The sequence below is a fragment of the Streptomyces sp. NPDC003248 genome (assembly GCF_055563235.1).
Window position 1 is genome coordinate 238,715 of the sequence record NZ_JBVHDT010000012.1, and the last position, 22,982, is coordinate 261,696.

18 protein-coding genes and 4 pseudogenes are annotated in these 22,982 nt (G+C 72.2%); 8 read left to right on the plus strand and 14 right to left on the minus strand.

Translation table 11 applies throughout. The features are described from left to right. Nucleotides 1-218 precede the first annotated feature (218 nt). Nucleotides 219-1,175, plus strand: a pseudogene (locus ACZ3KJ_RS26350) (vWA domain-containing protein); the annotation flags it as partial. Between the two features lie 209 nt (nucleotides 1,176-1,384). On the opposite strand, the gene ACZ3KJ_RS26355 reads toward ACZ3KJ_RS26350, so the two are convergent. Beyond that, nucleotides 1,385-2,461 carry an NADH:flavin oxidoreductase/NADH oxidase gene (locus ACZ3KJ_RS26355; protein WP_467530566.1) on the minus strand — a complete coding sequence of 359 codons (1,077 nt, stop codon included), beginning with the start codon at nucleotides 2,459-2,461 and terminating at the stop codon, nucleotides 1,385-1,387. A 498-nt stretch (nucleotides 2,462-2,959) separates the two neighbouring features. Here ACZ3KJ_RS26355 and ACZ3KJ_RS26360 point away from each other — a divergent pair, with 498 nt between their 5' ends. Then, on the plus strand, nucleotides 2,960-3,280 hold the full coding sequence (locus ACZ3KJ_RS26360; protein ID WP_467530567.1) for an SHOCT domain-containing protein: 321 nt from the start codon (nucleotides 2,960-2,962) through the stop codon (nucleotides 3,278-3,280). 271 nt (nucleotides 3,281-3,551) lie between these two features. Further along, a complete protein-coding gene (locus ACZ3KJ_RS26365; RefSeq protein ID WP_467530569.1) occupies nucleotides 3,552-4,391 on the plus strand; it encodes an SDR family oxidoreductase in 840 nt (279 codons plus the stop codon). A 54-nt stretch (nucleotides 4,392-4,445) separates the two neighbouring features. Here the strand turns inward: ACZ3KJ_RS26365 and ACZ3KJ_RS26370 are convergent, their stop codons facing one another. From ACZ3KJ_RS26370 to ACZ3KJ_RS26380, 3 genes are all read right to left on the minus strand, one after another. Then, entirely contained in the window at nucleotides 4,446-6,284 is a 1,839-nt protein-coding gene (locus ACZ3KJ_RS26370) for a glycoside hydrolase family 15 protein (protein ID WP_467530571.1), read from the minus strand. Between the two features lie 333 nt (nucleotides 6,285-6,617). Beyond that, nucleotides 6,618-7,055, minus strand: a complete 438-nt coding sequence (locus tag ACZ3KJ_RS26375; protein ID WP_467530573.1) for a DUF6325 family protein — start codon at nucleotides 7,053-7,055, stop codon at nucleotides 6,618-6,620. A 171-nt stretch (nucleotides 7,056-7,226) separates the two neighbouring features. Continuing rightward, entirely contained in the window at nucleotides 7,227-8,003 is a 777-nt protein-coding gene (locus ACZ3KJ_RS26380; RefSeq protein WP_467530575.1) for a GAP family protein, read from the minus strand. 486 nt (nucleotides 8,004-8,489) lie between these two features. Here ACZ3KJ_RS26380 and ACZ3KJ_RS26385 point away from each other — a divergent pair, with 486 nt between their 5' ends. After that, entirely contained in the window at nucleotides 8,490-9,338 is an 849-nt protein-coding gene (locus ACZ3KJ_RS26385) for a YhjD/YihY/BrkB family envelope integrity protein (RefSeq protein ID WP_467530576.1), read from the plus strand. A gap of 608 nt (nucleotides 9,339-9,946) precedes the next feature. On the opposite strand, the pseudogene ACZ3KJ_RS26390 reads toward ACZ3KJ_RS26385, so the two are convergent. From ACZ3KJ_RS26390 to ACZ3KJ_RS26400, 3 genes and pseudogenes are all read right to left on the minus strand, one after another. Continuing rightward, a pseudogene (locus ACZ3KJ_RS26390) lies at nucleotides 9,947-10,024 on the minus strand (hypothetical protein); the annotation flags it as partial. A gap of 116 nt (nucleotides 10,025-10,140) precedes the next feature. Continuing rightward, nucleotides 10,141-10,644 (minus strand): annotated as a pseudogene (locus tag ACZ3KJ_RS26395) (DUF2254 family protein); the annotation flags it as partial. Beyond that, a complete protein-coding gene (locus ACZ3KJ_RS26400; RefSeq protein ID WP_467530577.1) occupies nucleotides 10,572-11,279 on the minus strand; it encodes a DUF2254 family protein in 708 nt (235 codons plus the stop codon). The gene ACZ3KJ_RS26400 and the pseudogene ACZ3KJ_RS26395, both read right to left, overlap by 73 nt. Before the next feature lie 76 nt (nucleotides 11,280-11,355). Between ACZ3KJ_RS26400 and ACZ3KJ_RS26405 the strand changes: the two genes are divergently transcribed. From ACZ3KJ_RS26405 to ACZ3KJ_RS26420, 4 genes are all read left to right on the plus strand, one after another. Next, nucleotides 11,356-12,342, plus strand: coding sequence for a TIGR01777 family oxidoreductase (locus ACZ3KJ_RS26405; protein WP_467530579.1), 987 nt, complete (start codon nucleotides 11,356-11,358; stop codon nucleotides 12,340-12,342). Between the two features lie 136 nt (nucleotides 12,343-12,478). After that, a complete protein-coding gene (locus ACZ3KJ_RS26410; protein WP_467530581.1) occupies nucleotides 12,479-13,063 on the plus strand; it encodes a 3'-5' exonuclease in 585 nt (194 codons plus the stop codon). 451 nt (nucleotides 13,064-13,514) lie between these two features. After that, complete coding sequence (locus tag ACZ3KJ_RS26415; RefSeq protein ID WP_467530583.1) at nucleotides 13,515-13,820, plus strand: hypothetical protein; 306 nt, start codon at nucleotides 13,515-13,517, stop codon at nucleotides 13,818-13,820. Nucleotides 13,821-13,913: 93 nt separating this feature from the next. After that, nucleotides 13,914-14,138: a helix-turn-helix domain-containing protein gene (locus ACZ3KJ_RS26420; RefSeq protein ID WP_467530584.1), complete on the plus strand. Its 225-nt coding sequence runs from the start codon at nucleotides 13,914-13,916 to the stop codon at nucleotides 14,136-14,138. A gap of 361 nt (nucleotides 14,139-14,499) precedes the next feature. Here ACZ3KJ_RS26420 and ACZ3KJ_RS26425 read toward each other — a convergent pair whose 3' ends face one another. From ACZ3KJ_RS26425 to ACZ3KJ_RS26455, 7 genes and pseudogenes are all read right to left on the minus strand, one after another. Further along, entirely contained in the window at nucleotides 14,500-17,043 is a 2,544-nt protein-coding gene (locus tag ACZ3KJ_RS26425; protein ID WP_467530586.1) for an ATP-binding protein, read from the minus strand. 1 nt (nucleotide 17,044) lies between these two features. After that, a complete protein-coding gene (locus tag ACZ3KJ_RS26430; protein WP_467530588.1) occupies nucleotides 17,045-17,728 on the minus strand; it encodes a response regulator in 684 nt (227 codons plus the stop codon). A gap of 130 nt (nucleotides 17,729-17,858) precedes the next feature. After that, the gene (locus ACZ3KJ_RS26435) at nucleotides 17,859-18,530 is read right to left on the minus strand and encodes a potassium-transporting ATPase subunit C (RefSeq protein ID WP_467530589.1); all 672 of its coding nucleotides are present in this window, start codon (nucleotides 18,528-18,530) and stop codon (nucleotides 17,859-17,861) included. A 5-nt stretch (nucleotides 18,531-18,535) separates the two neighbouring features. Next, complete coding sequence (gene kdpB / locus ACZ3KJ_RS26440) at nucleotides 18,536-20,638, minus strand: potassium-transporting ATPase subunit KdpB (RefSeq protein WP_467530591.1); 2,103 nt, start codon at nucleotides 20,636-20,638, stop codon at nucleotides 18,536-18,538. 32 nt (nucleotides 20,639-20,670) lie between these two features. Continuing rightward, nucleotides 20,671-22,332 carry a potassium-transporting ATPase subunit KdpA gene (gene kdpA / locus ACZ3KJ_RS26445; protein WP_467530593.1) on the minus strand — a complete coding sequence of 554 codons (1,662 nt, stop codon included), beginning with the start codon at nucleotides 22,330-22,332 and terminating at the stop codon, nucleotides 20,671-20,673. A gap of 8 nt (nucleotides 22,333-22,340) precedes the next feature. Further along, complete coding sequence (gene kdpF, locus ACZ3KJ_RS26450; RefSeq protein ID WP_389518548.1) at nucleotides 22,341-22,430, minus strand: K(+)-transporting ATPase subunit F; 90 nt, start codon at nucleotides 22,428-22,430, stop codon at nucleotides 22,341-22,343. A gap of 426 nt (nucleotides 22,431-22,856) precedes the next feature. Next, a pseudogene (locus tag ACZ3KJ_RS26455) lies at nucleotides 22,857-22,982 on the minus strand (ABC transporter permease); the annotation flags it as partial.

Here is a 22,982-nt window from a genome sequence, read left to right on the forward strand (position 1 = left end):
CCTCGCTGGGAGTTCGATGACCGGGTCAACGACCCACGGGCCCCTTTGTTTCCCTACCGCCAACACCCCCTACCCGGGCCAGCGGAACCACCCGATCGAAGTGGGGCCAAATCACCTCGCCACAGGGGCGTGAATCACACCAATCCACGCCCCCCTCCACCCTGGCAGTGGAGCCAAAACAACTCCGTGCACTGGAGCCAAAACAAGTGCTTACGGACAAGCACGGGGAGCACGGGCCCGGCGAGCGGCTGCGGCGCAACATCGCCGCCGACTTCGAGATCAACGACGACATCCACGGTGACGGTCTGCCGCTGCCCGCCGGGGCCGTGCTGCCGTCGCCGCTGCGGCTGACCGACGGACTGCTGATGGAGGAGTACCTGCGGAGGGCGTCGATGTCCGGGCTCGCCACGGATCTGGCCTGGCTGGGCTGCGGCAGTGGTGCCGACGGGCAGGACCGGCCGTGGGAGCTGGGGCCCGACGGGGCGCACGGGCTGAGCAGGCAGCAGCGGGACGCGGTCCGCTTCCGGGGCGCCGAGGGGATCAAGGGGCGGCCGGGCGACGCTCCGCAGGGGTGGCGCCGGTGGGCGGACGAGGCGTTCCATCCGCCGCAGCCCTGGCGGCAGTTGCCGGGGGCGGCGGTCCGCTCGGCGGCGGGTGCGCCGGGGGTGGGCGAGAACCACGGCTTCCGCCGTCCGTCCCGGCGCTCGGCAGCGGTCCCCGGGGTGCTGCTGCCGAGTCTGCGCCGTACGCCGCCCCGGGTCCGCGTCGTGATCGACACCTCCGGGTCGGTGAGCGACGCCGAGCTGGGCGGGGCGCTGCTGGAGGTGGCGGCGATCTCACGGGTGGTGGGCGGGCGGCGCGACCTGGTGTCGGTGATCTCGTGCGACGCGGCGGCCGGGGGCGCCGTGCCGCTCTGCCGCGCCGAGGGCATCGAACTCGTCGGGGGCGGGGGAACGGACCTGCGCTCCGGTTTCGCCCCGGCGCTCCCCACCCGGCCCCGCCCGGACGTGATCGTCGCCCCGACGGACGGGCAGACCCCGTGGCCCGCCGAGCAGCCGCCCTGCCGCACCGTCGTCGGCCTCTTCCCCCGTTCCGCCAAGGCCGTGGGCGAGGAGAACGCCGACCACGTCCCGGACGTGCCGCCGCCCTGGGCGCGTGTCGTGACCATCGGCTGAGGAAGCGCGGTGGCGCGTCATCGCCACCCGTTCACCGGGAGCAGGGGCGGCGACCGGCGGCCGGGGCTGCGGTCGCCGACCTGCCCCCATGCGCGGCCGGGGAAGTCACCCGCTCCCGCCACTCCGGCCCGGCGACGACCTGGGCGAAGGAGTCCGCGAGGGGCTGACGATCCGAACCGGTGATCAGGCGGCCCGCGACGGGTGACCGCTCAGGGACGCCAGCCGTACTGCGGGGGGATGCGCACGTCGCCGCCGAGCTCGCGCGCCGCGCGCCGGGCCCAGGTGGGTTCACGCAGCAGCTGACGGCCGATCAGCACCGCGTCGGCGTCGCCGGCGGCGAGGATCTTCTCCGCCTGCTCGGGATCGGTGATCTCGCCGACCGCCGCCACCGGCATGTCCGTCTCGCGCCGGATCCGGCCGGCGAAGGGCACCTGATAGTTCGGGCCGACCGGGATGGTGACCCGGGCCGCGTTGCCGCCGGTGGAGACGTCCATGAGATCCACACCGTGCTCGGTGAGGACACGGGCGAGGGCGATGGTCTCGTCGGGGGTCCAGCCGTCCTTCTCCAGCCAGTCGGTGGCCGAGATACGGAAGAACAGCGGCAGGTCGTCCGGCCAGACCTCGCGGACGGCGTCGACGACCTCGACGGCGAACCGGATGCGGTTGTCGAAACTGCCGCCGTAGGCGTCGGTGCGGCGGTTGCTGTGCGGGGAGAGGAAGTTGCCGATCAGATAGCCGTGGGCGCCATGGACCTCGATGACCTGGAAGCCGGCGGCGAGGGCGAGACGGGCCGAGGCGCGCCACCGGTCGACGATCTCGCCGATCTCCTCGACGGTCAGTTCGTGCGGGACCTTCAGGCCCGGGTACGGTTCGGCGCTCGGACCGACCGGCTGCCAGCCGTGCTCGTCCGCGCCGACCGGACGGTCCCCGTCCCAGGGGCGGCTGGTGGACGCCTTGCGGCCCGCGTGGGCGAGCTGGATGCCGGGGACGGTGCCCTGGCTCTTGAGGAACTCGGTGATCCGGCGCAGCCCCCCGGCCTGCGTCTCGTTCCACAGCCCCAGGTCGTACGGGGATATCCGGCCCTCGGGCGAGATGCCGGTGGCCTCCAGGATGATCAGCCCGGTGCCGCCTGCCGCGCGTGCTCCGTAGTGCTGGACGTGCCAGTCGGTGGCCACGCCTTCCGCGAGCCCGGTGGGCGCGGCGGAATACATGCACATCGGGGGCATCCACACTCGGTTGGGGATCGTCACGGAACGCAGCGTGTAGGGCTCGAACAGGGAACTCACAGTGGATCTCCGGACAGTTGGGGGGATCGAGCGGCGCCGGGGAACAGTCATCTGGGCCCTGGCGGGCGCTTGTCTTGCATGCGGCGATAATATCGCAGCGCATATACCTTCGTTAACAATATACAGCGCAAGCAAGTAGTTGGAAGGTGGTGCTGCTCGTCGCAGCGGGACGGCCGAAGGCAGCGCGGCGGAAGCCGGAGTGGGTCGGCGAATACACCGCGGACGAACCGGTCACGGTCCAGTGGGTGCCGTTCCCGTCCAGCGAGAGGACCACCCACCGGGCGTATGGGTCCGAACGTGCGGGCCGTTCGGCCGGGTGCTGCAATGGCTGGAAGGGCTGTCCGGGCGTCCGGGCGGGGAACAGCCGGTGCCCGGGCCGCGCGGCAAGGGGGCGCGACTCGACCTCGCCACCCAGGCGGATCCGCGTCCACCTGGGAAGACGTGTGCGCGTCACGGCGCCGCGCACCCTCGCAGCGACCACATGGGAGATGAGCGAGCATGCCAGGACTCCTTCGCGGTGTCGCCCGCACCGCAGCGATCGCGGGCACGGCCACTGCGGTGTCGAACCGCGTCTCGCGGCGCCAGGCGGGCCGGTGGGCGCAGCAGGACTACGAACAGCAGCTCATGGCGCAGCCGGCGGCCGGCACCGCTCCCGGCCCGTCGCAGCCCGCAGCCGGCACCGCTCCCGCCGCGTCACGGACCACCGCCGACGACATGACCGGCAAGATCGACCAGCTGAAGCAACTCGCCGATCTCAAGGCGCAGGGCGTGCTCACCGACGAGGAGTTCGAGGCCCAGAAGCGCCGGGTGCTCGGCTGAGGCGGAGGTGGCCTCTCCCCGGCTGGCCGGTCAGCAGCGTGCTGCTGACCGTGCCGGTCCACGGAGGGCGACCGCGTGTCCGACCGAGCGCTTGACCGAGCGCTTGACCGAGCGTCCGACCGGGCGTCCGGCCGGGCGAAAATCTTCCGCTGCCCGGCGCAATCCGGGCGCTCCCGGCGCGATGCCCCTCGTCCACGGTGATGGTGTGACCGTATGACTCCGGGCCGGGCCCGGGGTGATCCGGGCCGTGCGAGGCGAGGAAAGAGTCATCGTGAACCCCACCGACAGCACCCCTCGGGGCGTGGTCCCTCCGCAGCTCCTCAAGGGGCAGAAGGCGCTGGTGACCGGCGCGAACTCGGGAATCGGCAAGGCCACGGCCGTCGCCCTGGGCAGGGCGGGGGCGGACGTGGTCGTGAACTATGTCGCGGGCCGCGAGGAAGCGGACAAGGTGGTGGAGCAGATCGCCGCCTTCGGGGTGCGGGCAGTCGCCGTCGAGGCGGACGTCTCCGACGAGGACCAGGTCGTCGCCATGACGAACCGCATGATCGAGGAGTTCGGCACGATCGACATCCTGGTCGCCAACGCCGGCATGCAGCGCGACGCCCCCTTCACCGAGATGACGCTCGCCCAGTGGCAGAAGGTACTGGACGTGAACCTGACCGGGCAGTTCCTCTGTGCCCGTGAGGCGACCAAGGAGTTCCTGCGGCGCGGGGTCGTTCCGGAGGTGTCCCGCGCGGCAGGCAAGATCATCTGCATGAGCTCCGTGCACCAGATCATCCCGTGGACCGGGCACGTCAACTACGCCGCATCCAAGGGCGGCGTCCAGATGATGATGGAGACCCTCGCCCAGGAACTGGCACCGCACAAGATCCGCGTGAACGCCATCGCCCCGGGTGCCGTCAAGACCCCCATCAACCGCAGCGCGTGGGAGACGCCGGAAGCACAGGACGACCTCCTGCGGCTGATCCCCTACGACAGGGTCGGCGAGCCCGAGGACATCGCCCACGCCGCCGTCGGCCTGGCCTCCGACCTCATGGACTACGTCGTGGGCACCACCCTCTACGTGGACGGCGGAATGACTCTCTTCCCCGGCTTCGCCACCGGCGGCTGACCTGGACACCACCGACTGGACACCCGCCCAACCCGCGCCGAACCCGCGCCGGACTCACCGCCGGTCGAGAGCCGTGTCGAGGGTGATGGCCGCGTCGATGAGGGCGAGGTGGGTGAACGCCTGCGGGAAGTTGCCCAGTTGACGGCCCGTGGGGTCGATCTCCTCGGAGTACAGGCCCAGATGGTTGGCGTACCCCATCATCTTCTCGAACACCAGCCTGGCCCTGTCGAGGCGTCCCGCCCGCGCCAGGGCGTCGACGTACATGAACGTGCACAGCGAGAACGTCCCCTCCGAGCCGCGCAGGCCGTCGGGAGACGCCTCGGGGTTGTACCGGTAGACCAGGCTGTCGCTGACCAGCTCCTGCTCCATGGCGTCCAGGGTCGTCGTCCACATCGGATCCTGCGGGGTGATGAACCCGACCGTCGCCATGCGCAGCAGCGAGGAGTCCAGCACGTCGCTGCCGTAGTGCTGGACGAAGGCCTGACGTCCCTCGCTCCATCCCTTGGCCATGATCTGGTCGTAGATCTCGTCCCGCGCGCGGTGCCAGCGCCCGGTCGAGGCGGGCCGGCCGTTGGCCTCGGCGAGCCGCAGGGCACGGTCGAACGCCGCCCAGGACATCACCCGGCCGTAGGTGAAGTGCTTGCGGCCGCCACGCGTCTCCCACAGGCCCTCCCCGGCCTGGTCCCAGTGGTCCGCCAGCCAGTCGAGGTTGGTCAGCAGCGACCCCCATCCCCGGTGCCCCACCTGGATCCCGTGCTGGTGCGCGAAGTAGATGCTGTCCAGCGCCTCTCCGTAGATGTCCAACTGGAGCTGGTCGGCGGCGCCGTTGCCGATCCGGACCGGCGCGGAACCCGCGTAGCCCTCCCAGTGGCCGAGAAGCTGCTCGTCCAGGTCGGAGGAGCCGTCGACCCGGTACATGATGTTGAGCGGACCGCTGTCGCCGTCGCTGCCCGCCCGCTCCCTGACCCGGTTGCTCAGCCACTGGATGAACGCCCGGGCCTCCTCGGTGAACCCCAGCCCCAGCAGGGCGTACACGGAGAAGGACGCGTCGCGGATCCAGGTGAAGCGGTAGTCCCAGTTGCGCTCGCCGCCCAGTTGCTCGGGAAGCGCCGCCGTCGGGGCGGCCACCAGGGCGCCGCTGGGCGCGTACGTCATGAGCTTCAGGGTGATCGCCGAGCGCTCCACCGTCTCGCGCCAACGCCCCGAGTACTGCGACTGCCCCAGCCAGGAGCGCCAGAACGCGCGACTGTGGTCGAAGAGCCGCTGGTACTCGGCGAGCCGGATCTGCCGGGGCGGCCCGTCGGCGTCCGATTCGAGGACCATCCCGCGTTGCCGGCCCGCCTCGAGGGTCAGCGTGAAGTGCAGGTCGTCCTGCCGGTCCATGAGGACGTCCAGCAGCCGGTCGTCGTCCGGCTCGCGGATGGGGTGGACGGTGAGCCGTGTGCCGTCGTCCGCCTCGAACACCGCCCCGTGCTCGGCGAGGTGCAGCCGATGGGACAGCCGTCCGTAGTCGAAGCGCGGGGCTATCTCGATCTCGAACGTCATGGTCCCGCGCACACAGCGGACCATCCGGACCAGCTGGTGCCTGCCCGTGACCGTCGTGCCCGTCACGGGCATGAAGTCGAGCACCTCCCCGGCACCCGCCTCGGTCATGAACCGGGTGACCAGGATCGCCGTGTCCGGCAGGTACAGCTGTCTGGTGGCGTAGGTCGCACTCCTCGGCCGGACCGTGCAGTGGCCGCCGTTGTCCTTGTCCAGCAGCGCGCCGAACACACTGGGGGAGTCGAAGCGCGGCAGACACAGCCAGTCGACGGTCCCGTCGGTGGTGACCAGCGCCGCGGTCTGCAGGTCGCCGAGGAGACCGTGGTTCTCGATGAGCGGGTAGTCCTCCATGAAGGCTCCCTCTTTCGCTGCCGTTCAGCCGAAGGCCACCCGTTCAGCCTAGGGAGATGATCCGTGTTCGGCGCGTCGAGGCGGCCGGTGCCCCACGTGCCGCCGTGCGGGCCGGGACAACCGGCTCGGGCCGGTGCCGGCGGGGGAACGGACGGCGGGCGGACTCGGCGGCTTTGACGGATATTGGTGCCCGGACGACGTTCCGCTCGGCTCACCGGCCGTGGTACAGGAGGCCTGATGTGCCCCTTCCCAGGGCATGTGGCGCAGCTTCACCGTCGTCCACTGACGCGACGGCCGTGCCGTCCGGCGGGCGACGGCTCGTTCACGGCCGCGTCACGCCCCCGCGTCGGCCGACTCCAGCGACGCCAGCAGGTCCTGGACCGGGATACGTCCGCCGGCCACCATCTGCGCACCGCTGCGCCGCAGCGCACGGGCCAGAGGAGCGGCCCACGCGTTCTCGTACACGACGACCGCGGCGGAGTTGCCGGGTTCCAGCGCCGCGCCGGCCTCGTCCAGGTCACCCTGGTCCAGCAGTCCGGAGGAGGCGCCCGCGAACACGGTCAGGCCGAGTTCGTCCCCGAGTTCCTGCAACTCCAGCGCGGTGACCGAGCCGTCGGCGTCCTTGCGGATGAAGACGAGGTCGATGAGGCGGATGATGCCGCGCTCGACCAGGTCGACGAGGAGGGGAAGGCCCTCGCCCGTCATACGGCTCCCGGGGAACTCGACGATCAGGTAGTCGACGGGTCCCATTTCCTCGAGTTCCTCAGTCATGGCCACTCCTCGGCAGCGGGCGCCCGGCCGAGCGCCCCGAGGTCCGATGCGAAGGGCCCGAGGGTGACAGCGCGCGCCGTGCGAACGGAGGCGGACAGCCCCACAGCCATTGCAGCACCGCGGGGTGAGGCCCGCACGTTCGTGGGTGACGACGAAGGGGTGCCGGGTACGTCAACCGGTCAGCTCGTACAGGCTCTTGGCCACCAGCCACAGGCCGATCACCAGACTGCCGACCACGATCGCCCGCTCCTGGTGCCGCTCCATCCACGTACGCATGCCGAGCAGCCGGCGCCCGGCCCGGGCGGGGGCGAAGACCACGTACAGCTCGGCGGCGAGCAGACTCGCCGTGGCGAGCACGCAGAAGGAGAAGAGCGCCAGCCACGTCGAGAGGTGGGAGGTGTCGGCCTCCACGACGGTCAGGGCGCCCGCGGCCACCAGGCCCCACGGCTGGAGCAGCACGGCCAGCCCCGCCGCCGCACCGACCGAGCCGCGATCCATGTGCTCGCCCAGGGACGAGGACGCCCCGCGCTGCGACGAGGCGACCGGTCCGGACGGGTTTGGCCCGGAGGGGTTCGGGCCGGATGGGCTCGGGCCGGATGGGCTCGGGCTGGGTGAGTGCGCTTGCGGTGGTGCGGGGGCGACCCCGCCCGGCGTCCGCTCGCGGACGGACCGCCGGCGCCGGTACGCGGCGTAGAGCACCAGCGACACGCCGATCGCCAGTTTCGCCACCAGGGCCGCGGTGGACGGGGGCGACCGGGGAGGCGGGGGCTGGCCCCCGGTCAGCGACAGGACCAGGGCGATCACCGCGACGAAGCACGCCAGCCATCCCAGGATGAAGGCGAGCCCCTTCCACACACCCCGTGCCGACGCCACCACCAGGACGAAGGCCATGACGGGCAGCGGGTCGAGAGTGATGGCCAGGGCGATGAGCAGCAGGTCGAAGACCATGTCGATATCCCGTCGTGCACGGACGGGTCGAGCGTATGCACGGGGGTGATCCACCGCACGTCCGGTCCGCCCATCGTGCGTCCGTCCGCCCACCGCGCGTCGGACTCGCCCGGTAGCGCGCTCGGTCCGCTCCCCGGCCCATTGGTTCCGCCCACCGCCCATCGCACGGCCGCTCCACCCGCCCGCCCGCGGCACTGGCGGACGGAACCGCCGGGTGCCACGGACTCCGCCTTCGCCCACCCTGGAGCTGGAGAGGAGCACGTGATGGAGACGTCCGTACAGGGCCCGTCGGGGGCCGGGACGCGGTCGGGGTGCCCGGGTGGCCCGACCGCCGGTGGCTGAATGCCGCCCGGGAACGCCGGGAACGCCGGGAACACCGGCGACGGCCGAGGACGACCGCCCGGCCCGGCCGGCGGGGCGAAGCACGCGCCCGGCACGCGCCGCCGGGCCCTCTCCGTGACGCGCCCGTCCTGGTGGCGTGGCCGGATGCGTGAGCCGGCCGCCCGGGCCACGGCCTTCCACGCCCGTCTCGAGGCCCGGCTCCCGGTGATCACACGGCTCGTGGACCGCATGGTGTCGGTGAACATCCTCGATTCCGCCACCCGCCTGGCGGCCCAGTGCTTCCTGACCGCGGTTCCGTTGCTCTTCGTCGTCGGCGCGTACGCTCCGACGGCGGTGCAGGAACAGCTCGTCGCCTCCGTGAGTGCCGTCTTCGGCCTGACCGGGGACGCGAAAGCCCCATTGCAGCAGGCGTTCCAGCCCCCGAACGACGATCTCCAGCAGGCCACCGGCGTGGTCGGCGGACTGATGGTGCTGCTCTCGGCCACCGCCGTGAGCCGCGCGCTGCAACGGCTGTGCAAGCGGGCCTGGGCGATACCCCGGGCCGGGACGCGCATCGCTCCCTGGCGGTGGCTGGCCTGGATCGTCCTCTGGCTCGGGGTCCTGCTCCTCCAGGGGCCGCTGCGCGACGGGTTCGGCCTGGGACTGTGGCTGGGCGTGCCGATCGTCCTCGTGACCCAGACGGTTCTGTGGTGGTGGACGCAGCACCTCCTGTTGGGCGGACTCGTCCGCTGGGCACCCCTTCTGCCGGGTGCCGTCATCACGGCGCTCGCGGTCGCCGGCCTGTCCGTCACCGCGCACTTCTACATGCCCCGGGCCCTCGGCCGGGCGCTGGCCGACTACGGGTCCGCGGGTTCGGTCTTCGTCCTGCTCTCCTGGCTGATCGTGGTGTGCGTGGCCATCGCCATCGGCGTCACCACGGGTGCCGTGCTCGCCGGGGAACCCTTCCTGGCGGGCCGCCTCGGCACCCCGGCCTCTCAAAACCGCACCGGATAGCTCAGGAGAAGCCCGAGGGTGCCCAGGAGGACGAGCGCCGCCAGGACGACGAGGCGCCGCCAGGACGACGAGGCGCCGCGCGGACTTCGCGTCGAAGCGTTGGCCGACGGCGACGAAGAACAGCGACACGCGAAGAGGAGGACGGCCGTGAGCACCGCTCCGCGCGCCGGTCCAGCAGCCGGGCCCGGCGGTCGGCGGCGAGGTGGTAGGCGTCCGTGCCGAACCTCGTGGGGGCGGCACGCGGGTCGTCGACGGATCCGACCACAGCGGACGGCTGCTCACTTGGCCGACTGGAAGGTGACCCACGCGGCGGCGACCGCCGCGACCGCCGGGATCAGCGTGGCCAGGACCTCCGTACGGCCGGAGGGGCCCCGCGTCGGTGTCACAGGCCCACGTCTCCCCGTTCCCTCCGAGCCCCTGCCGGTCCGCGACGCGGGCGGCCGCGCGGCGGCGGTCGTCCTGGTACGTGCGGTCCACCGCCGCGTCCAACTGGGCGAGCTGGGCGACCACGGCCGGGGCAGACCGGTCGGCGCCGTCTCCAGCAGCCCGGTCAGGAGTGCGCGAAGCCGACGGCACACCTGGAAGGAGTCGGCGCCGTACTCGCGGATCTCGGTGACGGCCAGGGCGAGGTACTCGTTCCACCCACGACCGGGGACGAGCACCCGGAGGGTGCCCGCGGCGTCCACGAGGACGTACCGCTGCGACAGGCCGGACGCGGCGGCGGCCCGGAGGTGCTGCTCCAGGTCAGGTAGTTCAATACCTGGACGGCGGTCGTCGGGTCGTTGATGGCGGGAGAAAGCGCTTTGATGGCGATGTCGACCAGGACCCTGACGGCGAAGGCGGGGTCCTGGTCGATCGTCCGCTCCTGCCCCAGGGCGATGAGCTCGCGCACGGCCCGGGCCGGTGGGGCCGAGCCGCCGCCGAACGCCTCGGCCAGTACGGCGCCCTCGGTCACGAAGTCGCCGATCGGGTGGCGGAGCACGAGCAGGCAGCCGTGGGCGTGCGCCAGGGAGCGCAGCCCTTCGACGTGGATCGCCTGGATGGCCCCGGCCCGGTCCGCCCGTACGCGCAGGACGGCCGCGCCGCTGTCCCCTCCGGCGGGCACGCCCTGGCTGAACAGACAGGTCCAGTCGGCCAGGGAACGGTCCGCCGGACGGGCCACGCGCCGGGCCACCGCCACGGGCCGAAGACTGTGGGTGAAGCGGTCGAGAGAGACCAACAGGAGGATGAGACTCACACCGACCGCGGCACCGGCGAGGCTGACGCCGAGATCGGGTACCGAGTCGTCCTCGACATGGCGCAGCAGGGCGAAGGCGAAGGCGAAGGTGGCGGCGAAGGTCGCGGCGAAGGTGGCGAGTACGGCCTTCTCTGCATCCGGTCGCGGTGCCACAGCCGCATGGAGCGCGGCGACAGGACACCGGTCGCCTGCCGGACGACCAGGACACCGATGGTCACCACGAAGCCGAGGAGGCCCACCATGGCGCCCACGACGGTGGTGAGGACGCCGCCGGCCGTGGACGCGGTGTAGTGCCAGCCCCAGGGCGGTTCCACGTGCGTTCCGAGGCGGACCACCAGGGAAGCGAGGAGCAGACCCAGCAGGCGGAAGGAGGAGGCCCACGGGACGGGCGATCGACCGGGATCGAGCCCTCTCGCGGCGTCGTGTCGGTCGGCTACGGACGCCCTGTCTACCCAGGGCGCCGCGGGCCCGGCGGAAGGCGCGCGGGTCGGGCGCCTCCCACCGGACAGCGGCCGCCCGGACGGCCCATGACGGCCCAACGCACCTACGACAAGCCCGCGGCGGCCCCCCCCACAGCCAGGGGCGGCCCACGAGCCCGGGGCTGCCCGCCGCGGGGCTACCGGGCCCCGCTGTCCCCGCCGCCGCCCCTCGCCGCCCCCGCCCGCCCCCACCGGCCCACGCCGGCCCCCGCCCCGCCCGAACACGACCGCCGCGACCCCCTACTTGAACACGTTCAAAAAAGAGGGCTACGCTGATGTCGAGCGGAGCCGAGGGGGTTCGATGAAGGTAGTGCTGCCCGGGGGAACCGGACAGGTGGGCACGATTCTCGACCGTGCGCTGACGGCGGCCGGTCACGAGGTCACGGTCGTGACCCGGCGTCCCGTACGGGCGCACGACATCGGCTGGGACGGGGCCACGCTCGGCCGCTGGGCCGCGGCGATCGACGGCTGCGACGTCGTGATCAACCTGGCCGGGCGCAGCGTCTCCTGCCGCTACACCGCCGAGAACCTGCGGGCCATGATGGACTCCCGGGTCGATTCGGCGAGGGTGGTCGGCGAGGCGATCGCCGCCGCCGCGCGGCCGCCCCGCGTGTGGCTGCAGATGAGTACGGCGACGGTCTACGCCCACCGCTTCGACGCGGCGCACGACGAGGCGACCGGAGTGATCGGCGGCTCGGAGCCCGGGGCGCCGGACTACTGGGCGTACAGCGTGCGGATCGCGGAGAGCTGGGAGCGGGCGCAGGCCGAGGCGCCGACCCCCGCGACCCGCAAGGTGGCACTGCGCTCGGCGATGGTCATGAGCCCGGACCGCGGCGGTGTGTTCGACGTGCTGTCGAGGCTCGCGCGGCTCGGGCTGGGCGGTCCGGTGGCCGGCGGCGCGCAGTACGTCTCGTGGATCCACGACGAGGACTTCGTGCGGGCGGTGGAGTTCCTGATCGACCGGGACGACATCGAGGGACCGGTGAACCTCGCCTCGCCCGGCCCCCTTCCGCAGCGCGACTTCATGCGGGCGCTGCGCACGGCCTGGGGTGTCCCGCTGGGACTGCCGGCGACGCGCTGGATGGCCGAGCTGGGGGCGTTCGCGCTGCGCTCGGACACGGAGCTGCTGCTCAAGAGCCGTCGGGTGGTGCCGGGTCGGCTGAGCGCGGCCGGGTTCGCCTTCGCGTACCCCGAGTGGGGGAGCGCCGCCACGGCCCTGGTGCAGCGGGCCAGGCCGCTTCGCGGGGCATCGGGCCGGGGTCGTGCGTCGAGCGGCCACGCCGTGTAGACGACGGCGAGAAGCGGACCGGAGGCGCGGCTGACGGGACGGCTCGGCGGTGCCGCAGGGAGCGCGGTGATCCGTTGCCGCGGGCAGTCTCGGAAACCACGTGCCCCAACTGCCGTGCCTCCCTACGCTTCCCGCCATGGACAGCACCTGGGCCGGGGGCCTCGTCAACGTCGTGGACGTCGAAGCGACCTGCTGGGCCGGTTCCCCGCCGCCCGGCCAGGTCGGCGAGATCATCGAGATCGGGCTGACTGTCATCGACCTGGACGCCGGCGAGCGCCTCGCCCGGCACCGGATCCTGGTGAGGCCCGTCCGGTCCACGGTCAGCGAGTTCTGCACCGACCTGACCGGCCTCACCCCGCACGAGGTCGGCCAGGGGGTCACCTTCGCCGAGGCGTGCCGACTACTGGCGGCCGAGCACCGCGTGGGCGCCCGGCCGTGGGTGAGTTGGGGCGACTACGACCGCCACCAGTTCACACGGCAGTGCCAGGCCACACGGACGCCCTACCCCTTCGGCCGCCGCCACACCAACGCCAAGGCTGTCTTCACCGAGGCCTACGGCCTACGCAAACGCCCCGGCATGGCACAGGCCCTGGACATCGCGGGGATGCGGCTCGAAGGCCGTCACCACCGGGGCGAGGACGACGCATGGAACATCGCGGCCCTCGTCCTTCACCTCTCTGCGCGGGGCGCCTGGCCGACCGCGGTGGAACCTCCCGCCTGACGCACCCGCCCGGCCTCTTCTCGACGAACAGCCCGGCCTGTCCGACGCCGACCTGGCCCGAGGCACCTTCGTCACCCGGCAGCCGGCCCATGTCGTCCTGCGCGGCCCCGAGGACGCCGGACCGATCAGTCGGCCGGCCACCACCGAGCACGGCCGCGCCCTGCCCGTCCACCTCACCCCCGCCGGACGGCAGCGCCCGCACGCCGCCCACGGTGCCGCCCACGGCGCCGTCCACGCCATCGAGGAGCGCGTGATCAGATCCATCCCCGCGCGGCGGCTGACGGCCCTCCTGGCCCGGCGGCTGACGGCCCTCCTGACAGACCTCGACGCCATGGCCGAGGCGCTCGACGAGTGACCGGCGCCCCGGGCGCCGTCGAGCAGTGAAGCCCGCGCCGACGCGGGGGAGTTGCCGATTTCATAGGTGCCTGCCCGACTGATTATGATCTTGGTCATGTCTGTGCAGAACTCTGACAAGACCCTGTCCCGCAAACAGAGGCTCCAGGAGAAGCAGCGCCGTCAACTGGCGGTGGTCGACACCGTGGACAAGGCCGAGGCCAAGGTCCGCAAGGCGGAGGTCGAACTGGCGGTGGCCGTCACCGAGGCGGTGCAGGTGTTCGGCGACGAGCAGTCCGCGTCCGAGGGGCTCGACATGCCGCTCGAAGCGGTCCGGCGCTTTCTCGCCATGGCACAGGGCGAAGCGGCCGCCGCCGACAGCGCCGCCGCCGACAGCGTCCCCGGGGCCGACGGCACACCCTGAACTCGACGCCACGGCGCCCTGGTTCTGTGGCTTTTCCTCTGCCGGGGGTAGACGACGATCACATCCGACGTCGATCGCCGAAGGAGACGCCTCATGGACAAGGGCAAACAGATCACAGGCGCGGCCCGCGAGGAACTGGCGCGGGAGATGAAGAAGCAGTACGCCGACGGTCTGTCCATACGGGCCATCGCCGAGGCCCACGGACGGTCGTACGGTTTCGTCCACCGTGTGCTCACCGAGGCGGACGTCCCTCTGCGCAGCCGAGGCGGGGAGCGTCCGCACCGACGGCTCGAAGAAGCCCACCGTTCACGACGGTGACGACGCTTCTCCCGCGCGGAGAGCGGCCGGCCTCCGCCGGTCGCTCGGGTAGCCGACGGCCCGGGCGGAAGCAGCCCAGCACCCGGCTCCCCGCGGCGGAGTGAGCGCGCGGCCCCCGCCCCGCGGCCGGTCGCCGGGACGGGGGCCGTCCGGAGGCGACCGAGGCGCAGACCAAGCCCCGCCGCGGCATCGACGCCGGCGGCGGCGGTACGGCCGGGCCCGTCCCGAACAGGCCACGGCTCAACGGGCCGAGCACCCGCTGACACAGGGGAGCGGAGCCGGAGCCGGGACCCCGCCACCCGGTGCCCGAACCGCCGGGGCGCGGACCCGCGGGACGCGGCCGCTGCCGGGGCGCGGACCCTCAGGACGTCGCCGCCGCCGGCAGGTCCGGCTGCTCCGGCCGCCGACGCGGTGTCGTCCGTACGGAGAGCACCATGGTGAGCCCACCGCCGGGCGTGTCCTCGGCGTGCAGGGTGCCGCCGAGGGCCTCGGTGAAGCCGCGCGCCACCGCGAGGCCGAGGCCGACGCCGGCACCGCGGGGCGCGTCCCCGTAGCGCTGGAAGGGCTCGAAGATGCGGTCCTTGGCGTCGTCCGGCACGCCTGGCCCCCGGTCGACGACGCGCAGCTCGACCCGGTCGGCGAGGGCGCTCGCCGACACCAGGACCGTCTCGCCCGGCGGGCTGTACTTGACGGCGTTCTCGACGACGTTGGCGACCGCCCGCTCCAGCAGCCCCCGGTCGACGTGGACCATGGGCAGCGTCTCGGGGATGTCCAGCTCCACGCTGTCCTCGGGCACCCCGCCGAGCGCCATGGGCACGACCTCGTCGAGGTCGGTCTCGCGGAAGACCGGGGTGACCGTGCCGGTGTGCAGACGGGACATGTCCAGCAGGTTGCCGACCAGGTGGTCGAGCCGGTCGGCGCCCTCGTCGATGGCCTGGAGCAGATCCGCCCGGTCCCGCTCCGACCACTCGACGTCGTCGGAGAGCAGGGAGGACACCGCGGCCTTGATCCCGGCGAGCGGGGTGCGCAGGTCGTGGCTGACGGCGGCGAGCAGCGCGGTCCGCATGCGGTTGCCCTCGGCCAGTTCCCGGGCCCGGTCGGCCTCACGGCGCAGGCGCTGGCGGTCCAGGACCACGGCGGCCTGCGCGGCGAAGGCGGCCAGCACCCGGCGGTCGGCGGCGGGCAGCACCCGCCCGCGCAGGGACAGGGCCATGTGGTCACCGACCGGCACGTCGACGTCCGCCTCCTCCGGGACCTCCGCGGGCCGGGCGCCCACGCTGCCGGCGCGGGTCCAGGGAGCCGTCTCACCGGTCCGCTCCAGCAGCGCCGCCGACTCCATGCCGAAGGTCTCGCGGACCCGCTCCAGCAGCGCCTCCAGCGTGGTCTCCCCGCGCAGGACGTTGCCCGCGAGGAAGGAGAGGATCTCCGACTCGGCCCGCAGCCGTGCCGCCTGGTCGGTGCGCCGGGCCGCGAGGTCCACCACCGAGGCCACCGACACGGCGACCCCGACGAAGACCGCGATGGCGACGACGTTCGTCGGGTCGGCGATCGTCAGCGTGCGGACGGGCGGGCTGAAGTACCAGTTGAGCAGCAGTGAGCCCACCACCGCGGAGGCCAGCGCCGGGAACAGCCCGCCCAGCAGGGCCGCCGCCACCGTCAGCGCCAGGAACAGCAGCATGTCGTTGGCGAGGCCGACGTCCGGCACGGCGCCGGTGAGGAGCCAGGTCAGCAGGACGGGACCGAGCACGCCGACGAGCCAGCCCCCCACCACCCGGGACCGCCCCAGGCGCGCCCCGCGCGCCACCGGCAGCCCGCGGCCCTTGCCCACCGCGTCGTGCGTCACGAGGTGGACGTCGAGATCGGGACCGGACTCGCGGGCGACCGTGGCCCCGACCCCCGGTCCGAGGACGTACTGCCAGCCCTTGCGGCGGGAGGCGCCCAGCACTATCTGGGTGGCGTTGGCACCCCGGGCGAAGTCGAGCAGGGCGGCCGGGACGTCGTCGCCGACGACATGGTGGAAGGAGCCGCCGAGGTCCTCCACCAGGGTGCGCTGGACGGCCAGTTCCTTCGGCGAGGCGGCGGTGAGGCCGTCGCTGCGGGAGATGTAGACGGCCATGACCTCGCCGCCGGCGCCCTTCTCCGCCAGGCGGACGGCGCGCCGTATCAGCGTCCGGCCCTCGGGGCCCCCGGTCAGGCCGACCACGATCCGCTCCCGCGAGCCCCAGATGGCCGACACGTGGTGCTCGTCGCGGTACTCGTTCAGGTACTCGTCGACCCGGTCGGCCACCCACAGCAGCGCCAGCTCCCGCAGGGCGGTCAGGTTCCCGGGCCGGAAGTAGTGGGACAGGGCCGCGTCGACCTTGTCCGGCCGGTAGATGTTCCCGTGGGCCATACGGCGGCGCAGGGCCTCCGGGGACATGTCGACCAGCTCGATCTGGTCGGCGCGCCGCACGACCTCGTCGGGGACGGTCTCGCGCTGCCGCACCCCCGTGATCGACTCCACCACGTCGCCCAGCGACTCCAGGTGCTGGATGTTCACGGTGGAGACGACGTCGATGCCGGCGGCGAGCAGTTCCTCCACGTCCTGCCAGCGCTTGGCGTTGCGGGAGCCGGGGACGTTGGTGTGGGCGAGCTCGTCGACCAGGGCGACGGCGGGGGAGCGCCGCAGGACGGCGTCGACGTCCATCTCGGTGAAGGTGCCGCCCCGGTACTCGATCTCCCGGCGCGGGACCTGTTCCAGGCCGTGCAGCATCACCTCGGTGCGCGGCCGCTGGTGGTGCTCCACGAACGCGGCCACGCAGTCGGTGCCCCGTTCGACCCGGCGGTGCGCCTCCGACAGCATCGCGTACGTCTTGCCGACGCCGGGTGCCGCACCGAGGAAGATCCTGAGCCTGCCGCGTGCCATGTCATCCCTCGAAGCGGTAGCCCATGCCGGGCTCGGTGATCAGATAGCGGGGGTGGGAGGGGTCCGTCTCCAGTTTGCGGCGCAACTGGGCCATGTAGACCCGCAGATAGTTGGTCTTCTTGCTCTGCGGGAAGCCCCAGACCTCCTGGAGGAGCTGCTGCTGCGTGATCAGCCGGCCCGGATGGGTCACCAGGATCTCCAGCAGATGCCACTCGGTCGGGGTCAGCCGCACGTCCCGGCCGTCCCGGACGACCTTCTTGGCCAGCAGGTCGACGCTGAAGCCCGCCGTCTCGACCAGCGCCGTCTCGGAGGTGACCGGTGTGTCCTCGGTCCGGCGGACGGCGGCACGCAGCCGGGCCAGCAGCTCGTCCATGCTGAACGGCTTGGTGACGTAGTCGTCGGCGCCGGCGTCGAGCGCGGCCACCTTCTCGTTGGACGCCTGCCGGGCCGACAGGACCAGGATCGGCACCCGGCTCCAGCCCCGCAGGCCCCGGACGACGTCGACGCCGTCCATGTCCGGCAGGCCGAGGTCGAGCACGACCACGTCGGGCTGACGCGCGGCGGCGAGCCGCAGGGCCGTGGCCCCGTCGGGGGCGGCGTCCACGTCGTAGTGACGCGCTTGCAGGTTGATGACGAGGGCCCGAACGAGCTGCGGGTCGTCCTCCACCACGAGCACCCGGGTCATAGGTGTGTGTCACTCCTGTCGTACGTCGTGCCGTACGGGGCCGGATGCGGGGCGACCGGCTCCATGACGGCGGGAGCCGGCGGAGCCGGGATGACTCCCGAGCCGCCGGCTCCCGTGGGGCGCGAAGCCGTCACCGCTTCGCCGCTACGAGGTTCTTGAGCGCGATGTTGAGTTCCAGGACGTTCACCCGGGGCTCGCCCAAGAAGCCCAGCGTACGGCCCTCGGTGTGGTCCTCGACCAGCCGCTCCACCCGGGCGGCGGACAGGCCGTTGCGCGCGGCGACACGGTGGACCTGGAGGCGGGCGTAGGCCGGGGAGATGTCCGGGTCCAGGCCGGAACCGGAGGACGTCACCGCGTCGGCGGGGACGTCGGACGGCTCGACCGTCCAGCCGGGGACGGAGTTGTCCTCGACGACGGCGGCCCTGGCGGCCTCGACCTGCCGGATCAGTTCCTCGTTGTCGGCGGACAGGTTGGTGGCGCCGGACAGCAGCAGCTCGTACCGCGTGTTGACGCTGTTGGCGCCGAGCCCGTTCGCCGGGCGGCCCTGGAACCACTTCAGGTCCGGGGCAGGTGTCCGCTGCCCCTTCGCCGGCGGCAGGTCGTACGACTGCCCGATCAGGGAGGAGCCGACGACCCTGCCGTCCGCGACGACCTCGGAGCCGTTCGCCTTCTCGTGGAACAGCCCCTGGGCGACGCCGGTGACGGCCAGGGGGTAGAGCACACCGGTCACCAGGGTCAGCAGGAGCAGGGCGCGCAGGCCCGCCCCGAGCAGCCGGGCGGTGTTCGTGACCGAGTTGTTCATGGTGATCAGCCGATCCCGGGGATGAGGGAGACGAACAGGTCGATGAGCTTGATGCCGACGAAGGGCGCGATCAGCCCGCCCAGGCCGTAGACGGTCAGATTGCGCCGCAGCATCCGGTCGGCGCTGACGGGCCGGTACCGCACGCCCTTCAGGGACAGCGGCACCAGCGCGGCGATGATCAGCGCGTTGAAGACGACGGCCGACAGGATCGCGGAGTCGGGCGAGGACAGCCCCATGATGTTGAGCCTGTCCAGGCCGGGGTGGACGGCCGCGAACAGCGCCGGGATGATCGCGAAGTACTTCGCGACGTCGTTGGCTATGGAGAACGTCGTCAGCGCACCGCGCGTGATCAGCAGCTGCTTGCCGATCTCCACGATCTCGATCAGTTTCGTCGGGTCGGAGTCGAGGTCGACCATGTTGCCGGCCTCCTTGGCGGCCGACGTCCCCGTGTTCATCGCCACGCCGACGTCCGCCTGGGCCAGCGCGGGCGCGTCGTTCGTGCCGTCACCGGTCATCGCGACCAGCTTGCCGCCCGCCTGCTCGCGTTTGATCAGCGCCATCTTGTCCTCGGGAGTGGCCTCCGCGAGGAAGTCGTCGACGCCGGCCTCCTCGGCGATCGCCCTGGCCGTCAGCGGGTTGTCGCCCGTGATCATGACGGTCTTGATGCCCATGCGGCGCAGCTCCTCGAACCGCGCGCGCATCCCCTCCTTGACGACGTCCTTCAGATGGACGACACCCAGGACGCGGGCTCCCCGCTCGTCGTCCACCGCGACCAGCAGCGGAGTACCGCCCGCCGCGGCGATCCGGTCGGCAGTCCGTCCCGCGTCCTCGGCGGCCTCGCCGCCCCGCTCCGCCACCCAGGCGATGACGGAGGCCGTGGCGCCCTTGCGGACCTTGTGCCCGTCGACGTCCACGCCCGACATCCGGGTCTGGGCGGTGAACTCGATCCACTCGGCGTGCGCCAGCTCTCCCCGGTGGCGCTCGCGCAGCCCGTACCGCTCCTTCGCCAGGACGACGACGGAGCGGCCCTCGGGCGTCTCGTCGGCCAGCGAGGAGAGCTGGGCCGCGTCCGCCAGCTCCGCCTCCGTCGTGCCCCGCACCGGTACGAACTCTGCGGCCCGGCGGTTGCCGAGGGTGATCGTGCCGGTCTTGTCGAGGAGCAGGGTCGACACGTCGCCCGCCGCTTCGACGGCCCTGCCGGACATGGCCAGGACGTTGCGCTGCACCAGACGGTCCATGCCCGCGATGCCGATCGCCGACAGCAGCGCGCCGATGGTGGTCGGGATCAGGCACACCAGCAGGGCGACCAGCACCACCAACGACAGGTGCGTGCCGGCGTACTGCGCGAAGGGCGGCAGCGTGGCGCACGCGAGCAGGAAGACGATGGTCAGCGACGCCAGCAGGATGTTCAGCGCGATCTCGTTCGGCGTCTTCCGCCGGGCCGCCCCCTCGACGAGGCGAATCATCCGGTCGATGAACGTCTCGCCGGGCTTCGTCGTGATCGTGACGACGATGCGGTCGGACAGGACCTTCGTGCCGCCGGTGACCGCCGAGCGGTCGCCTCCCGACTCACGGATGACCGGCGCCGACTCGCCGGTGATCGCCGACTCGTCGACGGACGCGACGCCCTCGACGACGTCACCGTCACCGGGGATGACGTCCCCGGCCTCGCAGACCACCCGGTCGCCGATCCTCAGCTCGGTGCCGGGGACCCGCTCCTGCGCGCCGTCGCCGCGCAGCCGGCGGGCGACCGTGTCCGTCCTGGCCCTGCGCAGGGTGTCGGCCTGCGCCTTGCCGCGGCCCTCGGCGACCGCCTCCGCCAGGTTGGCGAAGACGACGGTCAGCCACAGCCAGGCGCTGATGGTCCAGCCGAACCAGTCACCCGGGTCGGTGAAGGAGAACACGGTCGTCAGGACCGAGCCCACCCACACCACGAACATCACGGGCGACGTGACCATCACCCGGGGGTCGAGTTTGCGCACCGCCTCCGGCAGGGACCTGATCAGCTGCTCGGGGTCGAAGAGGCCCGCTCCGACGCGGCCCTCGGCGGGGGTGTGCCCGGCGGGGGCGTCGCCGTGCGGCGCCCGGGCGGGAGTGACGGTGGACATGGAGCCCTCTGGATTATCGGTACGGGCGGCCATCACGCCAGCCCCTCGGCGAGCGGGCCCAGGGCCAGCGCCGGGAAGTAGGTGAGACCGGTGACGATCAGGACCGCGCCCACCAACAGGCCGGTGAACAGCGGCTTCTCGGTGCGCAGCGTGCCCGCGGTGACCGGGACCGGCCGCTGCTCGGCGAGCGAGCCGGCCAGTGCCAGGACGAACACCATCGGCAGGAAGCGGCCGAACAGCATCGCCAGCCCGGTCGCGGTGTTGTACCAGTCGGTGTTCGCGTTCAGACCGGCGAAGGCCGAGCCGTTGTTGTTGGACGCGGAGGTGAACGCGTACAGCACTTCCGAGAAGCCGTGCGCGCCGGGATTGAGCATCGAGCGGGGCGGGGTCGGCAGCGCCATGGACGCCGCCGTGAAGACCAGGACCAGTGCCGGCGTGACCAGCAGGTAGCAGGCCGCCGGCTTCATCTCCCGCGCGCCGATCTTCTTGCCCAGGTACTCGGGCGTGCGCCCGACCATCAGACCCGCGATGAACACCGCGATGACCGCCATGATCAGCATGCCGTAGAGGCCGGACCCGGTGCCGCCGGGCGCGATCTCACCCAGCATCATGCCGAGCATCGTGAGGCCGCCGCCCAGGCCGGTGAAGGACGAGTGGAAGGAGTTCACCGCGCCGGTCGAGGTGAGCGTGGTCGACACCGCGAAGATCGACGAGGAGCCGATCCCGAAGCGGACCTCCTTGCCCTCCATGGCCCCGCCCGCCAGCTGGAGCGCCGGGCCGTGGTGGGCGAACTCGGTCCACATCATCAGGGCGACGAAGCCGGCCCAGAGGGTCGCCATCGTGGCGAGGATCGCGTACCCCTGCCGCACGGAACCGGCCATCACACCGAAGGTGCGGGTCAGCGAGAACGGGATCACCAGGATCAGGAAGATCTCGAAGAGGTTCGTGAAGGGCGTCGGGTTCTCGAACGGGTGAGCGCTGTTGGCGTTGAAGTAGCCGCCGCCGTTGGTGCCCAGCTCCTTGATGGCCTCCTGGGAGGCGACCGCGCCACCGTTCCACTGCTGCGAGCCGCCCATGAACTGGCCGACCTCGTGGATGCCGGAGAAGTTCTGCAGCGCACCGCAGGCCACCAGCACGAGGGCGGCGATCGCCGCACCCGGCACCAGGATCCGCAGGGTGCCGCGCACCAGGTCGGACCAGAAGTTGCCGAGTTCTCCGGTGCGCGAGCGTGCGAAGCCGCGTACCAGTGCCACGGCGACGGCCATGCCGACGGCCGCGGAGACGAAGTTCTGCACGGCCAGACCGGCGGTCTGCACGAGGTGACCCATGGTCTGCTCGCCGTAGTACGACTGCCAGTTGGTGTTGGTCACGAAGGACACGGCCGTGTTGAACGACTGCGCCGGGCCGACCGAGGAGAAGCCGAGCGAGCCGGGCAGCACGCCCTGGAGCCGTTGCAGCAGATAGAGGAAGAGGACCCCGACGGCCGAGAAGGCGAGGACACCGCGCAGGTACGCGGGCCAGCGCATCTCGGTGTCGGGGTCGGCGCCGATGCCCTTGTAGATCCACTGCTCGACGCGCAGGTGTCGCTGCGAGGAGTAGACCCGGGCCATGTGGTTGCCGAGGGGAACGTGGACGAGCGCCAGCGCGCCCGTCAGGGCGAGCAACTGGAGCACGCCGGCCGGTACGGGACCCATGTCTGCTCTCAGAACCTCTCCGGGAAGATCAGAGCGAGGGCGAGATAGCCCAGCAGGGCGACGGCCACGACCAGGCCGACGGTGTTCTCGGCGGTCACAGCTTCGTCACCCCCTTGGCGGCCAGAGCCACCAGCGCGAATCCCGCGATGATGGTGACGACGAAAGCCAGATCGGCCATCGCGAACTCCTGGAACGAGGTGCGTCGGAAACGGACGCTTAGAGGAAAACGCCTCCGCGGCCTGACCAGGTCGTCCCTTGACGGTTCTCTTACGGCGGCGTCCGTGTCCTTGACGGGTCCCTTACGGCACCCGATCCGGGCCGGTAGTCCTCGGCCGTCCGGTCGGGCGGCAGGGACCGGAGGACGTCCGCACCTGCCGGGGCGGGGACGCACCGGTGCCGGGCCGGTCCAGCGGGGAGAACACGCCGACGGGGCGGCGTACGCCGACACGGTGCCGGAGTACGCCGCCCCGGAGCGGGACGTGCTGCGGGCCGCGGCCGTCGCGCCGCTGACCGCTCCGCACCCGCTACTTCGGGTCGCGGTGGAACAGCGACGTGGACCAGAGGTAGCCGAGCGCGGTGAGGCCCAGGCACCAGGCGATCGCGAGCCATCCGTCGTGGCCGATCTCGGTGCCGAGCAGCAGTCCGCGGAG